Source organism: Paenibacillus sp. N22P23, from assembly GCF_059383735.1.
The window spans coordinates 96,882-123,010 of the sequence record NZ_JBXENT010000008.1 but is presented as its reverse complement, the minus strand read 5'-3'; the positions used below and the strand labels follow the sequence as shown (position 1 = coordinate 123,010).

The 26,129-nt window shown below is 50.8% G+C and carries 26 protein-coding genes and 1 riboswitch; of the genes, 17 read left to right on the top strand and 9 right to left on the bottom strand.

The window, feature by feature from the left end; translation table 11 throughout:
* The first annotated feature begins 68 nt into the window (after nucleotides 1-68).
* From AC506A_RS24715 to AC506A_RS24700, 4 genes are all read left to right on the top strand, one after another.
* A complete protein-coding gene (locus AC506A_RS24715; RefSeq protein ID WP_495463661.1) occupies nucleotides 69-857 on the top strand; it encodes an alpha/beta fold hydrolase in 789 nt (262 codons plus the stop codon).
* 114 nt (nucleotides 858-971) lie between these two features.
* Nucleotides 972-1,310: a DUF5658 family protein gene (locus AC506A_RS24710; RefSeq protein ID WP_495463660.1), complete on the top strand. Its 339-nt coding sequence runs from the start codon at nucleotides 972-974 to the stop codon at nucleotides 1,308-1,310.
* Nucleotides 1,311-1,478: 168 nt separating this feature from the next.
* On the top strand, nucleotides 1,479-2,798 hold the full coding sequence (locus tag AC506A_RS24705; protein WP_495463659.1) for an amino acid permease: 1,320 nt from the start codon (nucleotides 1,479-1,481) through the stop codon (nucleotides 2,796-2,798).
* Between the two features lie 105 nt (nucleotides 2,799-2,903).
* Nucleotides 2,904-3,512 (top strand): hypothetical protein, encoded by a 609-nt coding sequence (locus AC506A_RS24700; protein WP_495463658.1) that lies wholly within the window; start codon nucleotides 2,904-2,906, stop codon nucleotides 3,510-3,512.
* A gap of 53 nt (nucleotides 3,513-3,565) precedes the next feature.
* Here AC506A_RS24700 and AC506A_RS24695 read toward each other — a convergent pair whose 3' ends face one another.
* The 5 genes from AC506A_RS24695 to AC506A_RS24675 are packed head-to-tail and all read right to left on the bottom strand — an operon-like array spanning nucleotide 3,566 to nucleotide 8,306.
* Nucleotides 3,566-4,345: an ABC transporter permease gene (locus tag AC506A_RS24695; protein ID WP_495463657.1), complete on the bottom strand. Its 780-nt coding sequence runs from the start codon at nucleotides 4,343-4,345 to the stop codon at nucleotides 3,566-3,568.
* Entirely contained in the window at nucleotides 4,342-5,181 is an 840-nt protein-coding gene (locus AC506A_RS24690) for an ABC transporter ATP-binding protein (RefSeq protein ID WP_495463656.1), read from the bottom strand. Before AC506A_RS24690 ends, AC506A_RS24695 begins: the two co-directional genes overlap by 4 nt.
* 13 nt (nucleotides 5,182-5,194) lie before the next feature.
* The gene (locus AC506A_RS24685; RefSeq protein WP_495463655.1) at nucleotides 5,195-6,253 is read right to left on the bottom strand and encodes an ABC transporter substrate-binding protein; all 1,059 of its coding nucleotides are present in this window, start codon (nucleotides 6,251-6,253) and stop codon (nucleotides 5,195-5,197) included.
* Nucleotides 6,254-6,288: 35 nt separating this feature from the next.
* A complete protein-coding gene (locus AC506A_RS24680) occupies nucleotides 6,289-7,737 on the bottom strand; it encodes an aryl-sulfate sulfotransferase (protein WP_495463654.1) in 1,449 nt (482 codons plus the stop codon).
* Nucleotides 7,738-7,763: 26 nt separating this feature from the next.
* Nucleotides 7,764-8,306: a MarR family winged helix-turn-helix transcriptional regulator gene (locus AC506A_RS24675; RefSeq protein ID WP_495463653.1), complete on the bottom strand. Its 543-nt coding sequence runs from the start codon at nucleotides 8,304-8,306 to the stop codon at nucleotides 7,764-7,766.
* A 288-nt stretch (nucleotides 8,307-8,594) separates the two neighbouring features.
* On the opposite strand from AC506A_RS24675, the gene AC506A_RS24670 reads away from it, so the two are divergent.
* The 4 genes from AC506A_RS24670 (at nucleotide 8,595) to AC506A_RS24655 (ending at nucleotide 13,209) form a co-directional block, all read left to right on the top strand.
* Entirely contained in the window at nucleotides 8,595-8,879 is a 285-nt protein-coding gene (locus AC506A_RS24670; protein WP_495463652.1) for a hypothetical protein, read from the top strand.
* A gap of 114 nt (nucleotides 8,880-8,993) precedes the next feature.
* Complete coding sequence (locus tag AC506A_RS24665; RefSeq protein ID WP_495463651.1) at nucleotides 8,994-11,258, top strand: glycoside hydrolase family 3 N-terminal domain-containing protein; 2,265 nt, start codon at nucleotides 8,994-8,996, stop codon at nucleotides 11,256-11,258.
* Between the two features lie 269 nt (nucleotides 11,259-11,527).
* Nucleotides 11,528-12,415, top strand: coding sequence for an ATP-binding cassette domain-containing protein (locus AC506A_RS24660; RefSeq protein WP_495463650.1), 888 nt, complete (start codon nucleotides 11,528-11,530; stop codon nucleotides 12,413-12,415).
* Nucleotides 12,412-13,209, top strand: coding sequence for an ABC transporter permease (locus AC506A_RS24655; RefSeq protein WP_495463649.1), 798 nt, complete (start codon nucleotides 12,412-12,414; stop codon nucleotides 13,207-13,209). The genes AC506A_RS24660 and AC506A_RS24655 overlap by 4 nt, the downstream gene beginning before the upstream one ends.
* Nucleotides 13,210-13,263: 54 nt before the next feature.
* Here AC506A_RS24655 and AC506A_RS24650 read toward each other — a convergent pair whose 3' ends face one another.
* Nucleotides 13,264-14,058 (bottom strand): TetR/AcrR family transcriptional regulator, encoded by a 795-nt coding sequence (locus tag AC506A_RS24650; RefSeq protein WP_495463648.1) that lies wholly within the window; start codon nucleotides 14,056-14,058, stop codon nucleotides 13,264-13,266.
* Nucleotides 14,059-14,253: 195 nt separating this feature from the next.
* On the opposite strand from AC506A_RS24650, the gene AC506A_RS24645 reads away from it, so the two are divergent.
* Together AC506A_RS24645 and AC506A_RS24640 are read left to right on the top strand one after the other, a co-directional pair.
* Nucleotides 14,254-15,087, top strand: a complete 834-nt coding sequence (locus AC506A_RS24645) for a helix-turn-helix transcriptional regulator (RefSeq protein WP_495463647.1) — start codon at nucleotides 14,254-14,256, stop codon at nucleotides 15,085-15,087.
* A gap of 123 nt (nucleotides 15,088-15,210) precedes the next feature.
* A complete protein-coding gene (locus AC506A_RS24640) occupies nucleotides 15,211-16,221 on the top strand; it encodes an ABC transporter substrate-binding protein (RefSeq protein ID WP_495463646.1) in 1,011 nt (336 codons plus the stop codon).
* Between the two features lie 168 nt (nucleotides 16,222-16,389).
* Here AC506A_RS24640 and AC506A_RS24635 read toward each other — a convergent pair whose 3' ends face one another.
* Nucleotides 16,390-17,196: a CPBP family intramembrane glutamic endopeptidase gene (locus tag AC506A_RS24635; RefSeq protein ID WP_495463645.1), complete on the bottom strand. Its 807-nt coding sequence runs from the start codon at nucleotides 17,194-17,196 to the stop codon at nucleotides 16,390-16,392.
* A gap of 229 nt (nucleotides 17,197-17,425) precedes the next feature.
* Between AC506A_RS24635 and AC506A_RS24630 the strand changes: the two genes are divergently transcribed.
* Both AC506A_RS24630 and AC506A_RS24625 read left to right on the top strand, forming a co-directional pair.
* Entirely contained in the window at nucleotides 17,426-18,232 is an 807-nt protein-coding gene (locus tag AC506A_RS24630; protein WP_495463644.1) for a VOC family protein, read from the top strand.
* A gap of 24 nt (nucleotides 18,233-18,256) precedes the next feature.
* A complete protein-coding gene (locus tag AC506A_RS24625; protein WP_495463643.1) occupies nucleotides 18,257-19,075 on the top strand; it encodes a helix-turn-helix domain-containing protein in 819 nt (272 codons plus the stop codon).
* A gap of 61 nt (nucleotides 19,076-19,136) precedes the next feature.
* Here AC506A_RS24625 and AC506A_RS24620 read toward each other — a convergent pair whose 3' ends face one another.
* Nucleotides 19,137-20,024 carry a LysR family transcriptional regulator gene (locus AC506A_RS24620; RefSeq protein ID WP_495463642.1) on the bottom strand — a complete coding sequence of 296 codons (888 nt, stop codon included), beginning with the start codon at nucleotides 20,022-20,024 and terminating at the stop codon, nucleotides 19,137-19,139.
* Between the two features lie 138 nt (nucleotides 20,025-20,162).
* On the opposite strand from AC506A_RS24620, the gene AC506A_RS24615 reads away from it, so the two are divergent.
* The 5 genes from AC506A_RS24615 (at nucleotide 20,163) to AC506A_RS24595 (ending at nucleotide 24,555) form a co-directional block, all read left to right on the top strand.
* Nucleotides 20,163-21,239: a branched-chain amino acid aminotransferase gene (locus tag AC506A_RS24615; RefSeq protein WP_495463641.1), complete on the top strand. Its 1,077-nt coding sequence runs from the start codon at nucleotides 20,163-20,165 to the stop codon at nucleotides 21,237-21,239.
* 179 nt (nucleotides 21,240-21,418) lie between these two features.
* Nucleotides 21,419-22,069: a DUF2306 domain-containing protein gene (locus AC506A_RS24610; RefSeq protein ID WP_495463640.1), complete on the top strand. Its 651-nt coding sequence runs from the start codon at nucleotides 21,419-21,421 to the stop codon at nucleotides 22,067-22,069.
* A 28-nt stretch (nucleotides 22,070-22,097) separates the two neighbouring features.
* Nucleotides 22,098-22,177, top strand: a riboswitch (ZMP/ZTP riboswitch).
* A 48-nt stretch (nucleotides 22,178-22,225) separates the two neighbouring features.
* The gene (locus AC506A_RS24605) at nucleotides 22,226-22,825 is read left to right on the top strand and encodes a DJ-1/PfpI family protein (RefSeq protein WP_495463639.1); all 600 of its coding nucleotides are present in this window, start codon (nucleotides 22,226-22,228) and stop codon (nucleotides 22,823-22,825) included.
* Between the two features lie 294 nt (nucleotides 22,826-23,119).
* Nucleotides 23,120-23,884: an SDR family NAD(P)-dependent oxidoreductase gene (locus AC506A_RS24600; RefSeq protein WP_495463638.1), complete on the top strand. Its 765-nt coding sequence runs from the start codon at nucleotides 23,120-23,122 to the stop codon at nucleotides 23,882-23,884.
* Between the two features lie 92 nt (nucleotides 23,885-23,976).
* Nucleotides 23,977-24,555 carry a TetR/AcrR family transcriptional regulator gene (locus AC506A_RS24595; RefSeq protein ID WP_495463637.1) on the top strand — a complete coding sequence of 193 codons (579 nt, stop codon included), beginning with the start codon at nucleotides 23,977-23,979 and terminating at the stop codon, nucleotides 24,553-24,555.
* A gap of 46 nt (nucleotides 24,556-24,601) precedes the next feature.
* On the opposite strand, the gene AC506A_RS24590 is transcribed toward AC506A_RS24595, so the two are convergent.
* Complete coding sequence (locus AC506A_RS24590) at nucleotides 24,602-26,005, bottom strand: transglutaminase domain-containing protein (RefSeq protein WP_495463636.1); 1,404 nt, start codon at nucleotides 26,003-26,005, stop codon at nucleotides 24,602-24,604.
* Between the last annotated feature and the right edge of the window lie 124 nt (nucleotides 26,006-26,129).

The following is a 26,129-nucleotide window of genomic DNA, read 5'->3' as shown; positions in this document are numbered from 1 at the left end:
GACTAGGCTATAAACCAATGCTATGTACGAAAGGAATAAAAGTCATGTATCTCGATATAAGAAATAGCGTGAGTGAGTGGATCCCAGGCTGGCAATATGTGATGGAGCAGAGGGCGAAAGAGCAGCCGCTCACCTTCGTCCTCGTCCATGGTTCATGGGCGAATGCCAGCTTCTGGAACGGGGTAGCGGTGATGCTGCGCAAGATGGGGCATCGCGTTTATACCCCTGAATATCCCGGCCATGGCAGTGATCCGAATAAGAATGTGACGCATGCCATGATTACGAAAGCGGTAGCTGATTTCATCATCAAAAATAACTTGCGCGATATTGTGCTGGTAGGGCATAGCTTCGGTGGATCGGTCATACAGAAAACGGCGGAGCTAGTTCCGGACCGCATCAAGCGGCTTGTCTTTATGGATGGTTTTGTGCTGGGCGACGGGCAATCGGTAGTGGATCAGTTTCCGCCTCCTGTGCAGCAAATGTTCGAGCAGCTTAGACAATCCTCGAGGGATGATTCGCTCGTGCTGCCGTTTCCGATCTTCCGTGAGTTGTTCGTGAATTTGGCGGATCTGAAGCTTGCGCAGCAGCTGTACAGCGAAGCGGGATCGGAGCCGGCGAAGCCTGCTTTTGAGAAGCTGGACCTCAAGAAGTTTTACAGTTTGAACATCCCGCGAAGCTATCTCTATCTCACGGAGGATAATTTGCTGCCTCAGGGGGAGGGTTTCGGCTGGCATCCGCATATGTCGAGCCGACTCGGATTGTTTAGGCTGATTCGATCGCATGGCGACCATATGACCTACTTTAGAACACAGCCCGGACTTCTGGCACAGAAGCTGTATGAAGCCTCGAGAGATTAAGCAGCATAGGAGAGCAGGGCGACGATGTCGCCGCTGCTCTTTTTACTAGGCAAGGGTATGTATTTATTTGGTAGAATATGATACAATATGTATCTAAAATAGGGAGGCGATGCCATGCCGGCTCGAGCGAAAATGGCCATATGGAGCTTGCGTCCGGGTAAAAACACATTGAAATGGCTGGTGTTTTTATCTTTTTTCGATGCATTTGCTACAGATATGGGCATTCGTATGCGTGCGATCAGTGAAGTAAACCCGTTTGCTGCTTATTTGTACGAGACGGACCCAACCGTCTTCTACGCGTATAAGATTATGTTGCCGCTTCTTCTGTATTTTTTGATACAAAATGTATCTGAAACATCCTTTCTTAAAAAGTGGGTGCTTATCGTGACCCTCATCTACGCGCTGCTGGCCATGTATCATCTCCTATGGATGCTCCTTGTCTTCGTGCTGTAACATATCGTCCACGCAGCCCGCCCGAACTGGTCAACAGCTCGAGCGGGCTGCTGCTATGTGTTCGACGACACGGGGGAACCCAAGTGGTTATTACATTCGATAATCCGCAACTTCTCCACTATACCAGGGCATACTAATGCGACGATTTAGATGTGGAGGGTACTAGGAATGCATAAAAGATTGGCATGGTGGCAGCTGTCGCTAATCGGGATAGGCTCCATTATAGGAGCGGGGTTCTTTCTTGGGAGCGGTCTGTCGATCGGTATGGCCGGGCCATCCGTGCTCATCGGCTATATGATAGCAGGTCTTGCGACGTTTATTGTATTTGCTGCTTTAGCTGAAATGACCGTGAACGACCCGCAGCCGGGTTCGTTTCGCACGTATGCGAGATTGGCCTTCGGCCGATCGGCAGGCTTTATGTCGGGATGGATCTACTGGCTATCGGGCGTGCTCATTATGTCCAGCGAAATCGTCGCGTTGTCTACCTTCACGCAGTATTGGTTTCCAAACATTCCGCTCGGCGTCTTCTCCGTGGTCTATGCCGTGCTGGGGTTTGGCATCAACTTCATGGGCGTGCGCAATTTCGGAACCATCGAGTCTGTGTTTGCCGTCATCAAGCTTTCAATCTTAGTCTTGTTCATCTTATTTGGCGCGCTGTTCTTGTGCGGCTTGTTATCCACTTCGCCTAAGGTGCCGATTCAACCCATCGGTATGCATGACTGGTTCCCGCATGGTTTTAGCGGGCTGTGGTCTGGCATGATTTTTGTCTTCTTCTCCTTCGGGGGCATTGAGGTGGTAGGCGTGACCGCTTCGGAATTGAAGCGCGGGGATGAGATTGCAAAAGCCGGGCTTACGCTCCTAGTGGTGCTGGTTCTTGTCTATGTCCTCGCCTTGTTCGGCGTACTCAAAATGACGGATCCGTCTGCAATCAGCGACGCTACCAGTCCTTTTGTAACGGCCCTCTCTGGCTTTCACATCCCGTATCTCGATACGTTGTTTAATCTCATTATCATCAGCGCGGCCTTTTCTACTATGGTCGGGGCGTTATTCGGTGTGAATCGGATTATGGTGTCGCTGGCGGAGGATGGCGATGCCCCACGCTCGCTGAAACAGGTAAACAGTCGCGGCGTTGCCTCGAAATCGCTTTGGATTACGGCGGCTGCGCTGGCCATCTCCATTGTGTGCTCGTATCTGCTGCCCCATACGATGTATGAATATGTGAGCACAGCAGCGGGTGCGATGCTCATCTTGAACTGGATTCTCATTCTTGCTTCATCGCTCAAATTACATAATCGCAATGAGGCGAGTACTGGCAAGTTTCGGGCCTTTGCACATCCCTATGGCGCTTATATCGGAATGGTACTTATTCTGGCGGCAATCTCCGGCGCACTCCTGCATCGTAACGAACGGATAGGCTTGGGGCTCAGCTTAGCCTTGATCCTGCTCGTTTTCGTCGCTTCCAGAATTGTGACTCGTTCCAGTCGCTAATAGACGTTAAGGTGGTAGTGGAATGGTAGTGTTTATGGGAGTAAAACCATTCTAAGATGGGATAAACAGGCCGAAAACGTCCCTATGGAGAAGGAGGCAGTTCTAATGAAACCAAGTGTGCTTCGCGTATTTGCGGTACTTGGAATAATCGGAGGAGCGGTGCAGTTCCTGAATGTGTTTTTTGATGAGTACGTGTTGGGGCTTGATAAGATGGCGCATGATGTCACAATCGGGTTAATTGACATGGTCAGCGCGATTATGATCGTCATTGGTATCATCGCGATGTTTGCGTACCATTCGAAAACAACCACAAATTTGCTTGTGAGCTTTCTTATTCTCTTCACCGGCATGTGCTTTTTCATTGGCTTTAAGTATGTCGAGAGCTTCGCGCTGCCGATGCTTTACGAACATGCACGGCCACTTGCAGAAGACCCGCCTTCCCCTGCACAGGAGGGGGTTATGGTGACCTTCATGCTCTTTGCTTTAAGCTGGATTTACTTTGGCATCAGCCTGATTGTACGAAGAGAGCTGCCTGTTATTGGCGCTATAATTATCATGATCGGTCCGATCGCAGATTTTATCCCGATTGACTTCGGCATTCAAATCGCGCCTGAGGTTTGGGGCATCGGCATCATCTGGGTCTGCTTGGCTGCATTAAGAGGCAGTAAAGCACGCAGTACGGCGCAGAGCCAGAGTCCAACGCTTAGCACATAACGCAAGCAAGGCCGTGAACCGACGCTGAGGTCGGGTTCACGGCCTTTCGTTTCTCATCGACGGTTCGGTGCCGAACTAATTACACCGTATCGATATAATGCCTTGCGTCCAATCCATCCGACGGCGCGGTCTGTAATGAAGCCCATGAGGCCAAGACTAATCAAGCCGACAAAAATCCAATCCGTGCGGAAGAACAGCCTGGAATTCCAAATCAGAAAGCCGACGCCTTCGTTCGCTGCAATCATTTCCGCGCCAATTATGGCCATATAGGAAGTACCCATAGCCAGGCGAATACCGGTGAAGATATAAGGGGTGGTTGCGGGAATGACGACATGCAGCACAATCTGCCACTCCGAAGCGCCCATGCTTCGTGCAGAACGAATTTTATCCTCCTCCACGGAGAGGACGCCCGTTAACGTATTCATAATGACGATGAATAAGGTCGCGTACATGATTAAGGCGATCTTCGACTGCTCGCCGATCCCGAACCAGACCAGAAACAAGGTGATGAAGGCAATAGGCGGGATAAACCGAATGAAGTTGAGAAACGGCTCTGCAAAAATGCGGATGGCGGAGACCTTGCCGATCGTCAGCCCAATCGGAATCGCGAGAAGACTGCCAAGCGCCCAGCCGGTAAATACGCGGTAGAAGCTAATACCGATGTACTTCATGAGGGAACCATCAGATAGCAGTTCCTGTGCGCCTTGCCATGTGGCTATCGGGCCGGGAATAATCTCCGGCCCATAGATCCAAGCGCCAACCTGCCAAGCGAAGAAGGCTAATACCCACAGTAACGGGAGGGTAACCCATTTGTTCTGCCATGTTTTCTTCATGGATGCAATCCTCCTTCGAGCTCGGCATCGAAGTGGGACTGAATGCGCCGATGCAGGGACTGGAATTCGGATGATGCTGCTTCGCGAGGATAGGCTAACGGAACATCGTAGATATCCGAAATGCATGCATTAGGTCCGGAAGACATGACGGCAATTCGCCCGCCAAGCAGAATGGCTTCTTGGATATCATGCGTAACGAAGATAACGGTCTTGCCCGTCTCCCACCAAATTTGGCTAAGTTCCTTCTGCATTGTTCGCCTGGTCATGGCATCTAGCGCCCCAAACGGTTCATCCATCAGCAGGATAGCTGGATCGTTAGCTAGTACGCGTGCCAGTTGTACACGCTGCTTCATGCCTCCGGACAGTTCGCGAGGGAACTTGTTCTCATGGCTGAATAAGCCGACGAGACTAATGAAACGATCCGATATGACTTTACGCTGCTCTTTCGGCATCTTCTTCATCTTCAGACCAAATTCTACGTTCTGGCGCACGGTCAACCAAGGAAATAACGACGAATCGGCCTGTTGGAAGACGACCGCCCGTTCACGGCCCGGCTTATCGATCTCAATGCCGCCAACGCGCAGATTGCCTCCGGTCTTGGATACGAAACCGGCAATAATGTTCAGCAGCGTTGACTTTCCGCAGCCGCTCGGACCAAGCAGGACGAAGAATTCCCCGCCTTTGATGACTAAGTCGATGTCTTTGATGATATAGTGCACGGCACCGGGTTTATGATCGGAATAGCTCTTGTTCAGCCGCTCAATCGTTATCGTATTGGTATCGGTACTGTTACCGGGTAACGAAGACGAAGTTGAGGTTGAGGTTGCTAAGGACATCGATATTCCTCCCTTATTGGCCGTAAGTAACACGGTCGGGCACTGCCTGCTTTGCGCCATCCAGACTAAGCTTGGCGGTAAGGTCAAAGTCCTCTTTAATGATGCCCGCGTTAACCATGTAAGTCTTCTGGCTGGTCAAGGAATCGAAGGATTCCTGCTTGAAGCCGATTTCCCAGTTGTTTGTCGGCAGATCGCGAATGGTGGCATCCTTCGGCTGCTTCACTTCTTTATACAGAATGTCTGCCGTCTCTTCTTGATGCGCTGTAATGTACGCGGACGCTTCATCGAGGGCAAGCAAGAAGTTCGAAATGGCTTGCGGGTGCTCCTTAATTAGGGTGTTCGGTGCTACGATACCGCCGCCAATCCGCACCTTTGTCTTGGACATATCCGTCAGCTCGTGAACCCCTTCAATGGCTTGGAACTTGCTAACCATGGCTGCGCCAACAATCCAGGTTGCGTCAATCTCGCCTTTCTTCAATGCCACGTAAGCTTCGTCAAAGCCGCCTTGACCAATCTGTTTCGTATCTTGCAAGGCGACTCCGTTCTCCTTCAGATATTCATCCCACAAGTAGGGGAGGAAGGTACCGCGAAGTGTACTGAGCTTCTTACCTGCCAGATCGGACACTTGCTTAATGTCATCTCTGACGAAAAGCTTCCACTGGGACGCTGCAATGTCCGTGTTGGTGCCGGTGGCTGCAATAATGGAGTAATCGCCTTTGCTCACCGCGTTAAGGATCGGGAAATCCGCACCAAAGGCGACATCCGCTTGTTTGATGAAGAGCGAATTGATCCCTTCGGCAGGCGTGGCGAATGTAATGATCTCTGCATCAATGCCATATTTGTCGAAGAAACCTTTGTTCTTGGCCATTCGGAACACCGGATTGGTCAAGATGTCGGCAATCTTAATCGTGACCGGGTCAGACTTCACGTCCTCCGACTGAGAAGCGTTCGCCGGCGCGGCATTCGTATTCGCGGTATTCTCTTTCTTGCCGCATGCACTCAGCACGACCGTCAATAATAGGGTGGCTATTAGTAAGCTGTATAAGGACCGATTCTTTTTCGCTGTTTTCATCTGGAACCCCTCGCTTTCCTATTTTCGACTAAAAGTTATGAATCCTGTCCCGGCGGCTTCTCGTCTGTACTGGCTACACAGAATGCACCTTCCTCGAAGGAACGTGTGCCTACGATATTCACGACGGAGCTAGAACCTTTCGCTGCTGCGCCTGGCACTCGGTAGTCCGCGACATCGAGCGGGATAATCGCTTCTTCCTGCGGCTTAGACAGCTGCGGTACCCACTCGTAAGGGACGCGGTAGGCGCGATAGACCATGTTCGAGTTGCGTTTGTTTTTGTAAGGGGAGATATATTCCCACACCAGCTCATGCTCGCTTGTCACTTCGAAGATTCGTCCGTCGGCACCTTCTGTGATGAGCGTATTACCGTTTGGCAGTCGCTGCGCCGAGCTGATATAAGGGCTATAGAAGCGATAAGAGTCGAGCGGCGCTAAGTAGCCGGCTTCAGTCGGCGTATATTGCCATTCAATCTCGAGCGAAACCGGATTGATTTCGAGAATACGCGAGTGATCGCGTACCGCGTTCTTCTGGCCGTAAGGGGAAGCGGGATTAGGCAGACCGTATCCGGCCCAGCCGCCGTTATCGAACACAAGCAGGTTGCCTTCACCGGGAAGCCCTCTTGGAATGATATGGGCATGATGCTGGCCAATGATCCAGCCGAGATGCTTGAATTCCGGCTTCGAGAAATCAGGGCCGAGCTGCCAGACGATCTTGCCTGTTTGCCGGTCGGTAATGGCCGTAATATTCGATTCCCTCGCATCCCAGATGATGTTGTCCGGGTGGAACCGCTCGTCACCGGCATCATAAAACTTGTTCGGACCGACCCATGACGCGGAATTGATGTGCATCCAATCCCCACCGGTATCATTGCCGAAATGGCGGCCGTTCGGATCACGGAACAGGACGTTCTTCGCTGCCTCGTCGAAGCCGAGTTCGTCGAAGTGGTCGCTGACCGCCCACTCCCAAATGATATTGCCTTCCCAATCGACCTCGATAATCGTGTCGTCCAGCAGCACTTTATCCGAAATCTCAGGCTTGGAGACGTTCTTGTGGGCGAGGATGAGCGTGCGCCCGCCGTCAGTCTTCGGCTCCTGACCAGGCGCGTAATAGCCGACCGGATTGCCTTCACGCTGATAGTCATGATGCGCTCTGGCCATCCATTCCGGCTCGTAGCCGGGATCGGTTATGAGCTCATAGCGGTTAAAGCTCCATACGATATTGCCATCCCAATCTACCTGCACGAGGTCAGCTTCATCCTGGAAGCCATACCTCGGATCTCTTTCCTTGGTGCTCCCCGTTACGAAGCCGCCTGGCAGGATCTTGTTCGGAAAGCCGCGGAGTCCTTGCCACAAGTGGACTTCCTTGCCGCTCATGTCGATTAGAAGCGCTCCGGTTTCGGCTGCTTGGTAGATGGTGTAGCCGCTCCAAGCTTTCTCCGGTAAGTAGACGGTTGTTCCGGTCGGGTAAATAGTAGGGTGTCCCATGTTCATCTCTCCTCTAAAGGTTGGTTTTAGTAATGCAGGAAACGGTTTTCTTGGGCCGGCACAGCTGGCTTAGCGATTTTGTTTTCTCGAGGTTTGGCAGTATTGTTGCGAACCATACTTAGAATCGTCTCCGCGAAATGCTCCAGATTGTCTGTGATTTGGGTGTATGTAGCCTTCTGTAAATCGAGCTCTTGCTTCGAAAATTCACCGAATAGGAGGGTGATGCAGCGCTGCCCAATATCTTGATGCCGTGCTAATAGGGAGCGTCCTTCTTCGGTAATATCGAGCAGTACGGTCCTGCGATCCTCCGTCATGCGGTGACGTCCGGCGAAGCCCTTCTCTTCGAGTTTGTCGCAAAGTGCTGTGATCGCTCCGGAGGTCAAATCGAGTTGTTCCGCCAGATCGCCAAGCTTTTGCTGTCCATCGCGGACCAGTTTGTGCAGGATGAGAATGCCGGGCAGCGCAACCCCTTCAATGGAGATTTTGTCGCGTTCCTTGACGAACTTCCGGACCATCCGCCGAAAGAGCCAGTCGAGTTCTTCTAGCTGTGACCATTCAATATCCACCATAATCTCCTTCCTTTAGCAACTTTCATTTGAAGCGCCAAAAAAGGCCGCAACGTCGTCCCGAGAGTAGGGATTTGTTGTGGCCTTTGGTTAACCAATCGGCTTATGAAATTACTTTAGTACTAAAATAATGACCGCTGAAGGATCTTGAGTTGATATTAAACCAATAATTCCAATCAGTCAAGTGGGTATTAATAAAAAATATCACCCCCCCGTCTTGTTACAGGTGGCCTTGCCCTATATCATAGCTTAGTAGCGTTTCTATCAGGAGAATACAGGGGGAAATAAGAAATGAAAAAGTACTTCATCATTAGCCAGATTGCTTACTTGCTCTTCTTGCTGCCGTGGCTAGGGATATTCCTCATGTCATTCATGTCCTTCGATGCCGGCTTCAGTACCTGGAATGTGGCTTTCGTCTCCACTATTGCTGCGTATCCGGTGGCTGCAATTATTTGTTCAATCCTTGCCTGGGTATTTTATAAGCGTAAGAAGGGTTTAGCGAAGATAATCAACTCCGTGCCTATGATCTGGGTAGCCGGAATCGTTGCCTTGCTGGTGTACGCTTTTGCAGCCTAATCATTCACTGCCGAGCGTATTATCTTCCTTTGCGGTTAGAAAATGCTGCCAAGTAACAAAACACGTTCCTTTGCGTTTAACCATGTAGAGATGAGATACAGAGGTGTGTGACAAATGATGAAATGGAAGCCAACTGCTGCGATTGGCACGGCTGCTGGAGTTGCCTTTATGGTTTGGGCGGGAACTGCGGCAGCGGCGGAAGAACAATTTACAGATTTACAGGGAGCACAGTGGGCGGCAGATAGTATTACGTACATGGCCAAGCGGGGAACGGTGGCCGGTTACGGCAGTGGGGTGTTTAAGCCTGAAGGGGCGGTTACCCGTGCACAGGCGGTTACTTTCATGGTGCGAGAGCTGTATCCGCAGCAATCAGCTGACGGTGGACAGACGTATAAGGACGTACCGCAAAACCACCATTTCTACAAAGAGATTGCCGTAGCTGCACAAATGGGACTGGCCGGTGGTTTTCCTGACGGATCGTTCCACCCGGACGCACCCATCAGTCGAGCCGAAACAGCGGCTTTTCTCACACGTGCCTACGCACTTCAATCCGGCGAGCGCCTAGTGAGTCTGACGGATACCGCGACGCACTGGGCGGCTGCACCTATTGGAATTATGAGCTCGAATGGGCTGATCGGCGGGTATGCAGACGGCACCTATCGACCGGATAAATCGGTTACGCGTGCGGAGTTTACGGTGTTTATGACAAGAGTAATCCGGTTTGAGCGAGAGAACGCGATTCAGGCGCAGGACTGGGATAAACTCATGTCGTATATGACCGTTAGCGAGCAGGTAGGGCAAATGCTCATGCCGGATATCCGGCAGTGGAAGGGGCAGCCCACGACAACGGTAAACGAAGGCATCCAGGGGACGATTCACGACCAGGATCTGGGCGGCTTAATTCTGTTTGAGAAAAATATCGTGAACGCCGAGCAGGTCACGACGCTCACGCATGAGCTGCAAGCAGAGGCAGGGGATATTCCGCTGTTTCTTGGGATCGACCAAGAAGGCGGCGTGATTAAGCGGATTCCCGGCGGTACGAATCTGCCAGGGCAGATGGCGCTGGGAGCTGCGCGGGATGCGGTGCTGGCTGAGGCTGCGGGTCAGTTGACGGGCGAGGAACTGAAGGCGCTCGGTATGCAGGTTGATTTTGCTCCGGTGCTCGACATTAACAGTAATCCGGACAATCCGATCATCGGGATGCGCTCCTTCTCCTCGGACCCGGATTTGGTTACGCGACTTGGGCTGGCGGAGATCAAGGGGCTGCAGTCCTCGGGCGTCATTCCGGCGGTAAAGCATTTTCCGGGGCATGGCGACACGACGGTGGATTCCCATCTGGGGCTGCCCGTGCTGACGCATGATCGCGCGCGGTTGGACGCGGTTGAGTTGAAGCCGTTCCGCGCTGCCATTGAGGGCGGCGTGGAAATGATCATGAGCGCGCATATTGCGTTCCCGGCTGTAGATAATGAACATGTCATCTCCCGCAAAGATGGCAGCAGCGTGCCTGTGCCGGCGACCTTATCGAAGAAGGTGCTGTCCGGACTGCTGCGAGAAGAGCTGGGCTTCAAAGGGGTTATTATTTCCGATGCGTTTACGATGAACGGGATCGCGGAGCATTTTGGCGAGGAACAGGCTGTCGTGCGTGCGGTATCCGCAGGGATCGATATCATTCTGATGCCGCAGGATTCGGCGATTGCGCATCAGGCGCTGGTGAAGGCCGTCCATAATGGGACGCTCTCCTCGGATGCGATTCATGCCGCGGTTAAGCGGATTTTGCAGTTGAAGGCGAAGTATGGTTTGTTTGGCGAAAGGGGCAAGAGTCTCTCTTCCAAGCTGGCTGGGCTTACGGAAGTTATCGGCTCTGCGCCGCATCGCAAGGTCGAGCAAGAGATTGGAGAACGTGCGGTGACACTGCTGGCTGGACGCGATGGGAAATATCCTGATCTAATTGAACAAGGGGATCGGGTCGTCATTGCCGCTGTAGACGAAGAGATCGGGAAGCAATTGGAGAAACAATTGCGAGAGGCCGGTGCTTCACAGCATCTGAGCATAGAGGTTGTGGTCATCGGGCCAGGGAAGACAGCGGCTGCGCTGCCTAAGCTGAATGGTGCAGATTACGTTGTGGTGGCCTCCTACCAGTTCCGCAATGCAGCCAGTCAGTTCGGGTGGTCGGAGTACCAATCGGTTATCGATAAGGTAAATAAGCTGGGCAAACGGTATTCGCTCGTATCGCTGGGCAACCCTTACGAGCTGCTTTACTTGCGGGACGTAAAGTCAGGCGTGGCGCTATACGGGAAGCAAGAGCCCAATATCGGAGCCGGCATGAAGGTACTGCTCGGGCAGGCGGAACTGCCGGGCGTATTGCCGGTGCAAAAGTGAGAAGGGTCCCACAACTGGAGCCGAGAGTCGCAAAAACGAACTCTCACCTCCCGAAACACGCCGAATTGACGCTGAGAGTTGCTTAATCCAACTCTCAGCACATAGCAGCTTGTGTGGTGGTAATCGTCACGATTTTTAATGGTTGGAGAAGAGAAAGGGTCCAAGTTGTATCTAAATAAGATACAAGGGACCCTTTTTTCTTGTTGTAAAATAACTGTATACATAATATACTGATTACAACATACACAGTTAATGAGGAGGATAATCTTATGGCAAAGCTTGCAATTGAAGCTGCGGGGCTGCGTAAGCGCTTCGGCAGTCAAACGGTGCTGGACGGCATCGACTTGGCGGTCGCGAAGGGTACGATTTTTGCCCTGCTTGGTCCGAACGGTGCCGGCAAAACGACACTTATTCATATTCTATCTACTTTAATCGAACCTGATGACGGCCATGCGCGGATTGAAGGACATGACATTGTGGCAGACAAGAAAGAAGTACGTCAGTCGATCGGTTTGACAGGCCAGTTTGCTGCGGTCGACGAAGTGCTGACTGGGGCGGAGAATGTAAACATGATGTGCCGGCTGTCTGGTCTATCAGCCGCGGAGAGCCGTGCCCGCACAGCAGAGCTGCTGAGAAGTTTCGATCTGGAAGCTGCCGCAGGCAAACGCGTGAAGACCTATTCCGGCGGGATGCGCCGGAAGCTGGATCTTGCCGTCAGCCTCGTCGTGCACCGGCCGGTGTTGTTCTTGGATGAGCCGACAACCGGGCTGGACACGGTGAGCCGCCGCGCGCTCTGGGCGAATATTCAGCAATTGAAGGAACAGGGCATCACGATCTTTCTGACGACACAGTATTTGGAGGAAGCCGATCAGCTGGCCGATACGATCGCGGTCATTAACCACGGCCGAGTCGTTGCGTCTGGAACAGCTGCCGAGCTGAAAACGCGTGTGGGCGGAGAAGTGATCGAGCTGCGAAATAAGGATAACGAGCTGCTGCGAACGATACCAACGAGCGGAACCATCGTTGATGTGTGGCAAACGCTTGGGAGCTTCGTTCATTCCTTCCCTGAAGGTACGCATATCAGCATTCGCAAGCCGAGCATGGACGATGTTTTCTTAGCGTTAACGACCACCCAGAAGGAGGCGTCACTGGCATGAGCATGAGAACTATACAGCAGCGGGCACCGAAGCCCGCATCCTTCGGAGTGACCAACCTTGTCTTCATCATGCGCAGCCTCCGTCATAGCCTTCGCAACGTCGAGTCGCTCGTGATGGCGATTATGCTCCCCGTTATGCTCATGTTGATGTTTACGTATGTGTTCGGCGGTGCGATTGACCCTTCGGGCGATTATGTCAATTACGTCGTACCGGGGATCATTCTTCTGTGCGCAGGTTTCGGTTCCTCAAGCACCGCAGTCGATGTCGCGACAGACATGACGAACGGCATCATTGATCGATTCCGTACGATGCCGATCCGCTCATTAAGCGTCGTCGTTGGACACGTGGTCGCCAGCCTGGTCCGCAATTTGCTTGCGACGTGTATCGTCATCGGCGTTGCTCTGGCCGTGGGCTTCCGCTCGGGCGCAAGCGTAATGGAGTGGGCGGGTGCGCTCGGCGTCATCATCTTGTTCATTCTGACGTTCACGTGGTTATTCGCCGCAATCGGACTTGTGACCGGGAGCCCGTCGGCCGCAAGCGGGTATGGCTTCGCACTGCTCTTCCTTCCGTATCTGTCGAGCGCCTTCGTGCCGACGAGTACGATGCCTTCTTGGCTGCAAGGCGTGGCCAATCATCAGCCAATCACGCCGGTCATCGAGACCATTCGCGGCCTGCTCTCCGGCACGCCAATTGGAAACAACGGCTGGTGGGCGATCGCTTGGTGCGCAGCCATCCTGATTATTGCGCTGGTATGGTGCACGCTCGCGTTCCGCCGGAAAGCCGGGCAGCGATAAATGAAAAAGCAGCGATTCGAGCTATAGCCCGAGTCGCTGCTTTTTTAATGCAGATTAAGGTTTAATCTGACGCCTAACTTCAAGATATTGCTCGATGCCATCCAGAATACGTTCAAGTCCGAAGACCAAATCGTCCCCAACCGGACTCTCCGTTTCTCCTGTATAGGCGCCTGACATGACGATGGGATGCAGGTCCGGGAAGCTGCTCTCCGTAATGAGCTGCTTCAATGCAGCGGTGTAGCTCAATCCGGAGAAAGTCGAGAAACTGTCGCCTGCCTTGATAACCAAATCCATATCTCTGGCAATCATGCCGCATGCTCTCGCGTAGCTGCTAACCAGGAGAACAAATGACATTTTCTCAAACTCATTGACTGGGAAGTCGCGCATAATGCGAAGCATCCAATCAATAATACGAAGATTGCCCGGCATCATAGGGACGCTTCGAATGGGAATATCGGCGAACCAGGGATGATCCCTAAAGACACCAATACAGAACTGAACATAGTCCTGCATTTCCTCTCGCCAATGTTTCTTTGACTCCCCCGGCTCCGCCTCAGGTGGAAGCGGACACACTCTATCTTGCATGAGCAGCAGCAAATCCTCTTTGCTCGTTATGTATCGGTAAAGGGACATCGTAGTGAAACCAAGCGCTCCGGCAACGCGGCTCATCGATACGGCGGACAGACCATCTTGATCGGCGATCGCGATGGCGGTGTCCACGATTTTGGGAATGCTAAGCTCGCCCTTTGGCCCTCTGCGTGACGGCTTGATAATACCCCAGCTCAGTTTCACGCTCTCGGGCAAGCTTTGTATCGCTTCATCATCATTGTGATCCTTTTTGTCGGACATTGCTACTATTCCTCCGTCAGCTTACGGCTTCCATAAGTGTATATGTAGTAGACAGTATATCATAATTCACTGTCCCGGGGATGACGTATAGCTTCACTAGGATCACATTACCTCATAGTCATAGCTGCTATTGTAGTCGTCAGCCTGTACATTTTATTATATGATTGTGAGAATTAACGAAGGGGGTGGCACCACATGGCCTACAGCTATGAAGAGCTGGCGAGAGAATTTGTACATACGCCTGTTGATCTGTTTGGTGTGTTTCGGACACAGCTAGAAGCGAATCAAGTGTACAGCGGGCATGTGGACAAGCCAACTTCGAAATGCGCGATTGTTTGCTCCCTAAGCGGATCTGCCGAATTTATCTTCGATGACGAGGAGCGCTACCAGCTTGAACCTGGCAAAATATTGCTTGGAGGAGCGGGCAGAAGGCTTGAAATCGTAGTGGGCAGCAGCGGTTTTCAATACAACATCGCGCATTATATGCCAAGCATGTCGGAAGCAGTGCCGGGCGGCTTAAAGCGCACCCATGAAATAACGCTGCTGGAGGTTACGGTCGATCCGGAGCTGCTGCGGCTGCAAGAGCAGCTGCTTCAAGCTGCTTCGGTTCCTGACAATATGGGGATGCTCGAGAAGAAGTCGTTGTTCTACCAGTACGTTGCCAAGCTGCTGCAGTCCGAGCGTAACCGTCAGAACAAAGAGAGCTATTCGGTGATTGACGACGCGCTCAGCCATATTCATGACCACTTCATGGATGCACTTACGCTTGCTGGGTTAGCTGAGCGCTATCAGCTGAAGCCGAAGTATTTCTCTTATCTATTTCACAAATATACAGGTACCGGACCGATCGATTATCTGATTCGATATCGAATGAACAAAGCGCACGAGTGGCTGCTTACCGAGCAGGTGTCGGTATCGGCCGTTGCGAGGAGTGTCGGGTATGCCGACCCTTATTACTTCAGCCGACTGTTCAAGAAATATAAAGGCGTAGCGCCAAGCATGGTCGGACTGCTTCATCAGAAGAAATAGTCCATTGTGGAGTCGGGAATTTCTCTATTCTATTTTCCCGCATCTGATGGTACTGTTTTAGTTGATAATGAGAATCGTTATCGAGATAGATAGAATGAGGATATGGAAGAGGGGAAGCTTGACATGCAACTGAGAAAACAATCTTATTTGGTACTAATAACTCTGTTAAGTTTGGCTTTGTTCCTGAGCGCGTGCTCTGGTTCAAATAATAAAGGAGCAACTAATACTGCGCCGAGTGGTGAAACGGAGCAGAGCAACAATACTTCGACAAGTGCATTTCCGCGTACCATCGATGCAGCGAATGGCAAAATCGAGATTGCTAAGAAGCCGGAAAGAGTGGCAGTCGTTCACTGGGGCTATATCGACTCGATTCTGCTGTTTGATGTGAAATCAGCTGCGCTTGCACTTCCTTTTACAGAGAAGTCGTCAGCGCTGCATACGGACAGCTACAAGCCTTATGTAGACAAGCTTGGTGAAATGGTCGTCGTTGGCGAGAATACAACTGTCAATATGGAGGCCTTGCTGAGCTATAAACCGGACGTGATCATTGCCGGTAACAGCGTCAATGCGGAAATCACGGATCAACTGCAGAAGATTGCAACGACGGTTGTTATCGATGAAGCCGTAACGGATGTATGGAGCAATTGGCAGCCGCTTGTGACGAAGTTCGGGGAAATCCTTGGACAAGAGGATGTTGCGAAGCAATACATCGACACTTACAATGCGAAGCTTCAAGAAGTCAAAGAAAAAGTGGCGAAGGTGGAAGGAACTGTAGCCTTCATCCAAGTTCGGAATAATGCGGTATGGTTGGGCGGCACGAAGTATTTGACGCAGTACTACGAAGGCGGTCTTGGCTTGAAAGCACCTGACGATCCGGCTATGGAGGAAGGCGTAGAGCTCTCTCTCGAAGGGTTAAGCAAGCTTAATCCCGACCATCTCTTCCTTGGCTATTTCAATTACGTCGATAAATCGCTCCCTGCCATGACAGATGAGTGGGAGAAAAGCGGGGTCTGGAACAAGCTGAAGGCTGTTGAAAACAAACATACCTACGCCATTAATGGCGAGCTGGCGATGGGCTACGGTCCGATCGGCAACAGCTACGGCCTGCAGGCTGTCCTTGAAGCTTTAGAATAGAAGCGAGTAGCGCCTCCCCGGTGCAGCATGGAAAAGGCAACTTTTCCGTGCTGCCGGGGGAGGCGTTCTATGTGCGTTGGAATGATCGCGATGGTATTCGTCGGCAGTTGGAACGGCATGCAGAATCAGAATGAAAAGCGTCACTCATGCGAGTGACGCTTTTTTTTGCTACACGGTACTTGAGCGCTTAGCGCTGTATTTCAAGACGCTCACTGCCATAAACACTGCCGCAACAGCGATAATGACGATAAGCCAGCCATCGTGAAGCTTGTCGAACCACTCGAATGCGGTCGATTTGACAAAAGCAAAGAACAGGACATTAAAGGAGCACCCGATGAGGATGACGGGCCAAATGGAACGCAAACGGATATACATGTAGCCATACAGAAAACCAAGTGGGATGCCAAGCAGCTGCATGGCGATTCCGCCCGGCTGTAGGGCAGCGATAATGAAGGAAACAAGGAGCACGGCCCAGAAGACGGCGACATTTCGGCGTGCTTCATTAAAGAGGATGCCCATGAACAAAATGATCTCAAGCGTGGTGTTGATGACGGCAGAGACGATGAGGTAACCGGTTGGAACGTCGGCATATTGATCCGTGAAGCTCGCCAGTTCGCTTACCCCTTGATGGAGAAGGAGCTTGAGGGCAGCGGTGAAGAAGAAAGCAAACCCGATGCCGACGGTGACCATATGTACAGCCTTCAGGGTTGAAATAGGCAGGTACTCCTGCATCCGTATGAAGCCGGGCGGCGATTGCGATACCATCAGCTTGTATTTCACCTTATAGGCTAGATAGCACAGCACGACGGACAGAGCCAGCACGATAAAAGCCTGCGCAGGCAATTGTTCGCCTTCCCCGAATGTTCCCCACCCGACCAGCGGGTTTACAGCGACATTATAGACCACAATCGCGGCTATGATCATAGCCAAATACAGCACTACATTTGCCAGCATGCCCAGGTATCGTCTCATCATTTCGGTTCGCCCCTTTAGCTGGATCCATACATCGGAGTTTCAAGACAACATATTCGAGGAATGGAGTGTGTATGCCAACAATAAACCGAGAGCATCTGCCTGGCAGCGCTCCCGGTCTATTTGCGTATTATTCTGCTATGGAGGTCCAGATTGCTATTGACCTTAAAGTAACTTCAAGGTGTATGATCGTCTTAGCAAAAATATCCCAAAAGTGGAGGTAGTAAACGACATGGAGACACCTTACTTTAAGTTTGACGGCGGCTTTATTATGGTGCCTTGGGGGCAGTTCGACGAAGCCGTGGAATGGTATCGGGAGAAGATGGGATGGCGGTTGAAAGGAACAGGCGACGGGCCGGTCGGCCGAAAAGCGTTCTTCAAATTGCCCGGCGTTGGACAAGCAAACTTGAAGTCGTTCGAGAGTGAGCTGGATCACTTCACATTAAGCGATTATGAAGAAGGGCACTGCCGATTCTGTTTCAGTACGGCTAATTTGAAGCAGACGCTGGATTATTTCAAATCCCAGGACGTCACTTGTGCTGATCCGTTTGAGATGCCCGATGGCAGATGGGCGGCTGATATTCTCGCATTCGGCAATGTTCGTCTGACGCTAATCGAAGATCGCAAGCTGGAAGGGAAATTCCCTGACTCGCGCATCGTGCAATATGCACCTAAGCCGCTATGGCTTGGTGTAACGGATCTGGAAGCCTCGATCTCTTGGTATGAGCAGGTTTTCGGCTGGGAGCGGTCGAAGAAGAGCTACCAGGATCAAGGGTTTGCCCTCATGCGCGATAAGAAAGACAAATGGGACTTTGTTTGGTTGGAGCAGCTCACAGGGGAGAAGTCTCAGCGTGCGGGTAAGGCCAATCCCGGCGCACGACTCTATTTTCATATTAAGCAGCAAGAGGATCTGTATAAAACGAATGTTTGGCTGAAGGAGCAAGGAATCGAAGCCTCGGATATTATCGGGGAACGCTGGAAAGGATTCCATTTCTACGATCCGGATGGCAATCGCTTGAACGTCTGGAGCTACTATTAATAAGGCTGCATGGAGGGGATCTGTTTGAGAACGGGCATGCCGATCCAAAGCTTCGCCGAGCGAACGGGTCTACCTGCCAGTACGCTTCGTTATTATGAGAAAGAAGGGCTGCTCCAGCCGAGCTATCGAGCGGATAACGGCTATCGGTTCTATCAGGAGGAACAAATTCCGAGTGCGTTGAAAATTCATACGCTTCGACAAGCAGATATAGGTTTGGCCGAGATTCGACAATATCTTGCCGCGGACACAGAGGGACAGACAGGGTGGCTGCGCAAATGGCGTCAAGATGTAGACTCCAAGCTGCTCGCTCTGAACGTAGCGAAGCAATACTTGGATGGCATCGATGACGCGGTTGATGAGCATGTTCGGCTGGTGAGGTGGTCGCATGCAACAAGAATGCTGTGGTTCCGACATCGCGTGAAACGTCAGCTTCAGCCCTATGCACAGGCTATGGATCAGAGTGCGGCCTATTTAAAGAAGCAGGGGATTCTGGTATCGCAAGAGGCCTATGTGCGGCAGGAACAAATCATCGGCGATGAAATGATCGGTCTGATCGGGTTCCGTTTGCCTGCAAAGACGATCGTGCCGGATAGCTGGAAGCATGAGACGCGCTTTGAAATCGAACTAGAGCAAATACAACCAACCTTGTTTGTGACGCTGGATTGTTTATCGAATGATCCCTATGCCTGCTTTAGCTTAATGCTCGTTCTGCAATCGTTCGGCTTCGAGTCGGATGGACCTAATCTGGAGCGTCATCAGCTCCACGAGCGCCAGCGTTATCAGTGGATGATTCCGGTCATCCATAGTAGTGGAGCAGACTGCCGTGACGAGGAGTTTGAATAAATATTTAAGGCCGGTATACTCCTTCGAAGGAGCGATACCGGCCTTAATTAGGTTTGCTTGATTATTGAAAGCATTCAATAAAATGCTGAGCGCGCTTAGACAGCAGCTGATCCTTCAGCCACAGAATGCCGACCTCGGATTGGAAATCGGCATCGCGGATGCCAAGCGTGATGACGTCCCCGGAGGGGAACGATGAAATGACCGATTTCGGAAACACGGTCGCGCCGATTCCTGCAGCAATTAGGGACATAATAATAGCGACGCTGGAGCATTCGCAGATGATGTTGGGCTCGAAGCCGTGGCGCCTGAATTCGTTAACGACTTGTTCGTGCATTTTGATCGTTTTATCCGTCTTTAACGTTAGCAGTGGATATTGGGCCAGCTCTTCCATGCTAATATCGTTCCCTCCGCCAGGGGAAGCCCACGCGGCAGGCATCAAGGCAACATAGGGATCGGAAGGAAGCGGGAGCATGGCCAGCTTATTCGGAAGCAGGTGAGCTTCGAATGGCAATCTGGATATGACAAGTTCAATGGAGCGCCTCTCCAGCATTTCCCCCAGCAGATAATGATCGCCTTCGGCAATCTTAAACGTTACCTGGGGGTATTTCTCTCGTAATTGCTGAATGGGTCCAGGGAGAATCGAAACGCAGGAAACAACAGCGCCTAGAGAAAGCGTACCGCGTACACCCAGCTCGAGCTCCTTGACCTCTTTCATCGTCTCATCCAATTGCAGCAGCAACGATTCCGCCCGATCCTTAAGCAGCCGCCCTGCAGCGGTCAGCGTCAGCTGGGTTCGGCTACGTTCAAACAGTTGGGCGCCAAGCTCTTCTTCCATGAGCATGAGCTGACGGCTAAGGGGCGGTTGTTCCATATGCAGCAGCTTCGCTGCTCGTGTAATCTGCTTCTCCTGCGCAATCGCCAAGAAGTATTTTAACTGTCGAAAGTCCATGTAAGCATCCCCAATTTCAATTCCACCTTACATACTTTAAAGGTATGGATGATGAACAGAATAGATATTTTATATATACCTCAACGAATGGTAGTATGCAATCACCAATTATGAAAGTAAGGGAGTATTGATAAAACCATGACAACAGCCAATAACGCCATTTCGATTGAACGCAGTCAGAACAAGAAGACCAAGCCAGCGCAGGATCAGCTTGGTTTCGGCATCTATTTTACCGATCACATGTTTGTAATGGATTATAGTGTCGAGCAAGAGTGGCATAACCCGCGTATCACCCCTTACCAGCCGATCGTACTCGATCCGGCAGCAAAAGTGTTCCATTATGGACAAACCATCTTCGAAGGGTTGAAAGCCTACAAGACCGAAGACGGCGGCATTCAGTTGTTCCGTCCTTACGACAACTTCGCCCGTATGAACCGTTCCAATGATCGCATGAGCGTGCCTGCTATAGATGCAGATACGGCTATTGCGGCGCTGGAGCAATTAATTGCAGTCGATCAAGACTGGATTCCGGATCTTCCGGGCACGTCGCTCTATATTCGCCCCTACGTCATTGCTACGCAAGCGACGCTTGGCGTGTCTCCATCCGAGAATTACCAATTCATCATTATCATGTCGCCTGTTGGTGCCTACTATCCGGAGGGAATCAACCCAGTCAAAATCCACGTGGAATCCGAATATGTTCGCGCAGTTGTTGGCGGCGTAGGCGAAGCGAAGACAGCGGGCAACTATGCGGCAGCTCTGAAATCGCAGCAAGCTGCTAAGGAGCAAGGTTACACCCAGGTTCTGTGGCTCGACGGCAAACAGCACAAATATATAGAAGAAGTCGGCAGTATGAATGTGTTTTTCAAAATCAACGGAACGGTTGTTACGCCTGCACTAAACGGCAGTATTCTGGCTGGCATCACGCGTAACTCGGTCATTCAGCTTCTACAGCATTGGGACATTCCGGTTGAAGAGAGAGCACTCTCCGTTGAGGAGTTGTATGAGGCCGGTCGTAACGGTACGCTGGAAGAAGCTTTCGGAACCGGAACAGCTGCTGTCATTTCGCCGATTGGGGAGATGAACTGGAACGGAGAGAAGCTCGTGATTAGCGATGGCGTAACAGGGCAGCTCTCGAAATCCATCTATGAAACGCTGACGGGCATCCAAACCGGAGCTGTTGCAGATCCTTTCGGCTGGGTGAAGAAGATATAAGTTGTCCGCGAAAAAAATTGTGGTGAGTCTGTGCGCAGGTTATCATTGTACTGTGTGCAGCCTCGCCATATTTTTTTACAGCGATAAACTCGATGTGGAAGGACGTTTGCAGGATACGGTGATCTATGCGAAGGTACGCGGCGTGGAGTTTTAATTATAAAGCGAGGTACAACATAGCGATGCAGAAATCAAATATACTCTATCGGTGCATGCTGACGATTGCGATTAGCTTTATCGTTTATGTCATTAGCATCAATTTCTTTATAGATCCTCAGGCGGAGCGTTTTTTGAGTCATAAAATCAACCTGAAGCATCCGCTAAATAAGCCGGTTTGGCTCAATATCATGTATGTTCATGTGGTGTGCGCGTGCATCGCGATGGTGGCGGGAGCGGTTAATTTTGCAGCGAAGGTGCAGACCCAATACCGCAAGGCACACAGAATAATCGGCTATGTTTATTTTGGCGCGATCCTTGTCGTTGTGCTCACTTCCGGCTATATGGCGCCTTCTGCCACCGGTGGCAAGCTGAACAGCGTTCCATTTAACCTTGTGAGCATGCTATGGACGGCCATGACGGTGATCGCTATTGTGAAAATAAGAAGGAAACAGCGCATCGCCCATCGTAATTGGATGGTGAGAAGCTATGCATTCTGCTATACGAACCTGTGTATTCACGCGATTACTTATGTGGTTCACCAAGGATTCGGCGTGTCGTATACGCGGAGCTACACCATCGGCGTTTATGGGGCAATCCTGTTCCTGCTGCTCGCAGCCGAGTTCGTAATTCGAGTGGTTTATGGACAACGGATGAAACGAACGATTGATTTGTGAGAATATTCGGACTAAACTGAAGGTAGTATTGGGTGTGTGTGACTGGCGTAAACGTGGAGTACCACGAGGGAGCACATATTTCATATGCCGTACGCCTGGGCGAAGTGCTTGGTCTTTGGACTGAGCACTTTTTATTATTTCATGGGAGATGATGAGATGGAGCAGGTGCGGCGGGCAAGAAATGTAGCGATTTTGATCTTTGATCGCGTGGAAGTGTTGGATTTTGCAGGGCCATTCGAGGCTTTTCTATCCGGTAGTAACTTTGGTCAGGACTTCAATGTGTTCACCGTGGCGGAACACGATGGTCCGGTTCGTGCGTTAGGCAACCTGAGCATTAACCCGGCCTACAGCTTTCAGAATTGTCCGAAGCCGGACATTCTCGTCATTCCCGGAGGACCAGGCACCAGAACTGAAATGCACAATACGGTCATGACGGACTGGATCCATAAGACCGCGGGAGAAGCCGAGCTGCTGCTGTCGGTTTGTACAGGTGCACTGCTGGTAGTAAAGTCACAGCTGGCGGAAGGTTTGAAGCTTGCTACGAATCATCTCGCGATTCATGAGCTGCGAGCTATTGCTCCGAAATCCGCTGACATTGACGAGAATGCGCGTTATGTGGACAATGGGAACATTATTTTGTCAGCCGGCGTTTCTGCGGGAATCGATGCATCGTTATATGTGATCGGCAAGCTGCTGGGCGAGGAGCGGGCGAAGTTGGCTGCTAAGCTGATGGAATATGACAGGGTACGAGGTTAATGATCAACATCATCGGGTTACGTTCTTGAAGAAGTTGAGCTGGTCCACACGAGTGGGCTAGCTTTTAATTTATTCTTTACCGATCGTTCTCAATATGATATGATCAACTCGTAAGCAAGAAGGAAGCAAACATGTGGTATGGATGCATTCCTTTTTTAATCGAAATAGTAGAACGATCATTCTCGTATGAGGATGTGGATATGTAGTCAGGCGGGCAACTAATGATAGGATGTGCAGCAGCATTTTTTTTATTATTTCGGGAACGATCATTCTAATTTGAGGGAGCGATTTGAAATGGGTAAATTAGACGGTAAAGTAGCATTCATTACAGGTGGTAACAGTGGGATTGGCTTCGCAACTGCGAAATTGTTCGTGGCAGAAGGAGCTAAGGTTGTCATTACAGGTCGAAATCAAGCTACCTTGGACGCAGCAGTGGAGGAGCTTGGTACGGCGAATAGTTTCGGTATTCAAGCAGAAACAACCGATCCGCAGAACTTGGAGAAGGCAACAGCTGCAGCTGTTGAGAAATTTGGCCGACTAGACGTCGTATTCGCCAATGCCGGCATAGGCGGTCATACTCCGCTAGGCGGTACGGAGTTGTCCGCATTCCAGGAAGTCTTGAACGTGAATGTGACAGGCGTATTCTTCACCGTACAAGCTGCATTGCCTTACCTGAAGGAAGGCGCTTCGGTGATCCTGAATGGCTCGGTGCTTGCTAATGCAGGAAGCCCGGGATGGGCGGTTTATGCGGCGAGCAAAGCAGCTGTAACCAGCATGGCTAAAGTGTTTGTTTCCGAGCTGTCTCCACGGGGTATTCGCGTAAACACCGTCGTTCCCGGTGCTACCCGCACGCCGATTTGGGGTCAGCCTGAGGGACTTGCGCAAATGGAGACCAAACTCACACGATCGATTCCTCTAAACCGTTTAGGAGAGCCTGGAGAAATCGCCAACGTCGCTTTGTTCCTGGCTTCGGATGATGCATCATTCGTTCAAGGTGCCGAAATCAGTGTAGACGGAGGCGCGGGCTCATCGCCGTTCGGCGCGCCGTTGTATCGTTAAGCGTAAGAAGGTCATCCAAGATCGACAACCCGCCGCCGATTCTTTACCGAATGTTCTCAATATGGTAAAATCGACTGGAAAGGGGTATGCTTATGGCTAGAGCGAAAGAATTCGAAGAAGACGTCGTACTGCTGAAGGCAATGAAGCTGTTCTGGGAGCAGGGCTACGAGAAAACGTCAATTAATGATCTTGTCGAGCGTATGGGCATTCACCGCAGGAGCTTGTATGATACGTTCGGTGATAAACATATGTTATATCTAAGGGCCTTTGATCGGTACAAAACGCTGACCAACAATCGGCTTGGTTCGCTCATTCCGAACTCTACACCTAGTCAGGCGATCGATTTCATATTCGATTACACGATCCAGGGTACAAGCGAAGATAACCCTGCCGGCTGCATGATGGTGAATATGGCAGTTGAGCTGGCATCGAGCGATCCCGAGGCAAGAACCAAAGTGAGCGAGAGCTTCGCTTATTGGGAGCAAACTGTCACGGATGTTATTCGTAGAGGGCAGCAGTCGGGTGAGTTCACCTCGAAGCACAGTGCTGAGGAACTGGCCGAAAGTCTGCATAACAGCTTGCTCGGCCTGCGAGTGCTTACGCGTTCCTTAACCAACAAAGAGAAGCTTTACCGTATAGCCAGTATGGCAAAAGAAATCTTAAACCACTAAAAAAGCCGGAACTCCCTATTACATAAGGAGTTCCGGCTTTTATTCACTATTCGTCGTCATAAATCGGTGTGTTAAGAACCTTTATGATATTCGTGTTGTTTAACAGAAGCAGCGAGATATGAAGCTGAGGAAAATGCTTCTCGACCAATAGTCGCAACTGTTCCCGAGTGGGATTGAACGTCACTTTAAATGATGCGCCTTCTTTAAGCTCTGCCGCATGCTGATTTATTAAGGCGAGTAGCTGCTCTTCTGAATCCGCCACTAAGCCCTGATAGTTATAATAATTGCCGTCAACTGCAGTTGCCGGAATTTCAAGGTGATAAAAGGTATGGTCTTCCATGAACTCATCGTCCGTTAAGTTGAAATACCTATAGCCAACAGTATCGTCCCCGTCATTCCATGTAAGATCCACATTATAATAGCTGCCGTCCACCTTTACTTTATTCCAAGAATGTGCGACTCCATCCTGTTTGTCCGAACCCAAGATAGTGATTACATCCAATCCAGCGAGCTTCATCATCACAAAGGCTGTGTTGGTATAACTGTCGCATACCCCTGATCCATATAAGAGTGCGCCGGTAATGGAGTACGCACTTGGTGGAGGATTCTCCGCCTGATCATACTCCATATGCATAATTATATAATCATGTATCGCTAATTCTTTCGTGAAGTCGCTCATACCGGGGGAGATCAGATCTTTGACCAGCTTCTCTGCTTTAATATATGCCTGCTTCAATTCCTTGTCAGTAATCATCATTCTCATCCCAAGTTCCATGCTTTCAATCAGCTCAAAATGATCTGTCACGTCCACGGTAGCGATTGCTTTATAAATCAATCCGACAAAAGCAACCATATCCCCATAGGTAATGTTGGACTTTGGCAATAATTTCAGCGTCGTGCCTGCGACTTGATAGGGGAGCAGCTGCTTATCTCCAAAATAAGTAACCGCTGGACGAGCCCAGCTCGACACTTGATTGTAATCCTGAACGGAGGCTAGCTTCTTCGCCGCACTGACAGGCTTGACGACGCCGGCTTTTAGCATAACTCGGTATAGAGTAACGGCGGCCTGTTCACGGGATACCGGAAGACTAGCCATAAATTTGCCCTGCACAGGCGAGATGAATCCGAGTCGAATAGCCATTAATGCATTGCTTGTGTGGACATCCGATGGAATCGTCTGCGTACCTTGTACTTTGCTGGCATCAAACTCTCCTTTGATTAAAGCTTTATAGAAATTCATTGATAGATCACTCAGCGAAGCTCGTGTTAAGGGTTTGTCTTTCAGAAAATCCTTCAAATAAAAAATATAATTGCTGCCTACTTTCATCGCATTCTCCATTCGGAGAACTGCCGCTTGACCAGCAGGCTGGGCGGCTGCTTGCGTAACTCCCGGCAATGAAAGAAGCATCATCATCATACAAAGCAACGGCACGATTATTTTTCTCGTCACAAATTCCACTCCAATTCGACGGTAATAGACAAATTGTATAATTTTTCCGCAAGGGACGCTATACAAAATCGAGGATTGCCCAAACACTGTTCTCGAAATGGACAAACGTTTTCTAACAATCGGA

What these genes read in the sequence shown, in the direction of transcription:
- AC506A_RS24635 (WP_495463645.1), bottom strand. Translation starts at nt 17,196, where the DNA reads ATGATGAGACGATACCTGGGCATGCTGGCAAATGTAGTGCTGTATTTG.
- AC506A_RS24705 (WP_495463659.1), top strand. Translation starts at nt 1,479, where the DNA reads ATGCATAAAAGATTGGCATGGTGGCAGCTGTCGCTAATCGGGATAGGC.
- AC506A_RS24665 (WP_495463651.1), top strand. Translation starts at nt 8,994, where the DNA reads ATGATGAAATGGAAGCCAACTGCTGCGATTGGCACGGCTGCTGGAGTT.
- AC506A_RS24675 (WP_495463653.1), bottom strand. Translation starts at nt 8,306, where the DNA reads ATGGTGGATATTGAATGGTCACAGCTAGAAGAACTCGACTGGCTCTTT.
- AC506A_RS24660 (WP_495463650.1), top strand. Translation starts at nt 11,528, where the DNA reads ATGGCAAAGCTTGCAATTGAAGCTGCGGGGCTGCGTAAGCGCTTCGGC.
- AC506A_RS24600 (WP_495463638.1), top strand. Translation starts at nt 23,120, where the DNA reads ATGGGTAAATTAGACGGTAAAGTAGCATTCATTACAGGTGGTAACAGT.
- AC506A_RS24630 (WP_495463644.1), top strand. Translation starts at nt 17,426, where the DNA reads ATGGAGACACCTTACTTTAAGTTTGACGGCGGCTTTATTATGGTGCCT.
- AC506A_RS24680 (WP_495463654.1), bottom strand. Translation starts at nt 7,737, where the DNA reads ATGGGACACCCTACTATTTACCCGACCGGAACAACCGTCTACTTACCG.
- AC506A_RS24595 (WP_495463637.1), top strand. Translation starts at nt 23,977, where the DNA reads ATGGCTAGAGCGAAAGAATTCGAAGAAGACGTCGTACTGCTGAAGGCA.
- AC506A_RS24620 (WP_495463642.1), bottom strand. Translation starts at nt 20,024, where the DNA reads ATGGACTTTCGACAGTTAAAATACTTCTTGGCGATTGCGCAGGAGAAG.
- AC506A_RS24700 (WP_495463658.1), top strand. Translation starts at nt 2,904, where the DNA reads ATGAAACCAAGTGTGCTTCGCGTATTTGCGGTACTTGGAATAATCGGA.
- AC506A_RS24640 (WP_495463646.1), top strand. Translation starts at nt 15,211, where the DNA reads ATGCAACTGAGAAAACAATCTTATTTGGTACTAATAACTCTGTTAAGT.
- AC506A_RS24695 (WP_495463657.1), bottom strand. Translation starts at nt 4,345, where the DNA reads ATGAAGAAAACATGGCAGAACAAATGGGTTACCCTCCCGTTACTGTGG.
- AC506A_RS24610 (WP_495463640.1), top strand. Translation starts at nt 21,419, where the DNA reads ATGCAGAAATCAAATATACTCTATCGGTGCATGCTGACGATTGCGATT.
- AC506A_RS24655 (WP_495463649.1), top strand. Translation starts at nt 12,412, where the DNA reads ATGAGCATGAGAACTATACAGCAGCGGGCACCGAAGCCCGCATCCTTC.
- AC506A_RS24645 (WP_495463647.1), top strand. Translation starts at nt 14,254, where the DNA reads ATGGCCTACAGCTATGAAGAGCTGGCGAGAGAATTTGTACATACGCCT.
- AC506A_RS24650 (WP_495463648.1), bottom strand. Translation starts at nt 14,058, where the DNA reads ATGTCCGACAAAAAGGATCACAATGATGATGAAGCGATACAAAGCTTG.
- AC506A_RS24670 (WP_495463652.1), top strand. Translation starts at nt 8,595, where the DNA reads ATGAAAAAGTACTTCATCATTAGCCAGATTGCTTACTTGCTCTTCTTG.
- AC506A_RS24690 (WP_495463656.1), bottom strand. Translation starts at nt 5,181, where the DNA reads ATGTCCTTAGCAACCTCAACCTCAACTTCGTCTTCGTTACCCGGTAAC.
- AC506A_RS24605 (WP_495463639.1), top strand. Translation starts at nt 22,226, where the DNA reads ATGGAGCAGGTGCGGCGGGCAAGAAATGTAGCGATTTTGATCTTTGAT.
- AC506A_RS24685 (WP_495463655.1), bottom strand. Translation starts at nt 6,253, where the DNA reads ATGAAAACAGCGAAAAAGAATCGGTCCTTATACAGCTTACTAATAGCC.
- AC506A_RS24710 (WP_495463660.1), top strand. Translation starts at nt 972, where the DNA reads ATGCCGGCTCGAGCGAAAATGGCCATATGGAGCTTGCGTCCGGGTAAA.
- AC506A_RS24615 (WP_495463641.1), top strand. Translation starts at nt 20,163, where the DNA reads ATGACAACAGCCAATAACGCCATTTCGATTGAACGCAGTCAGAACAAG.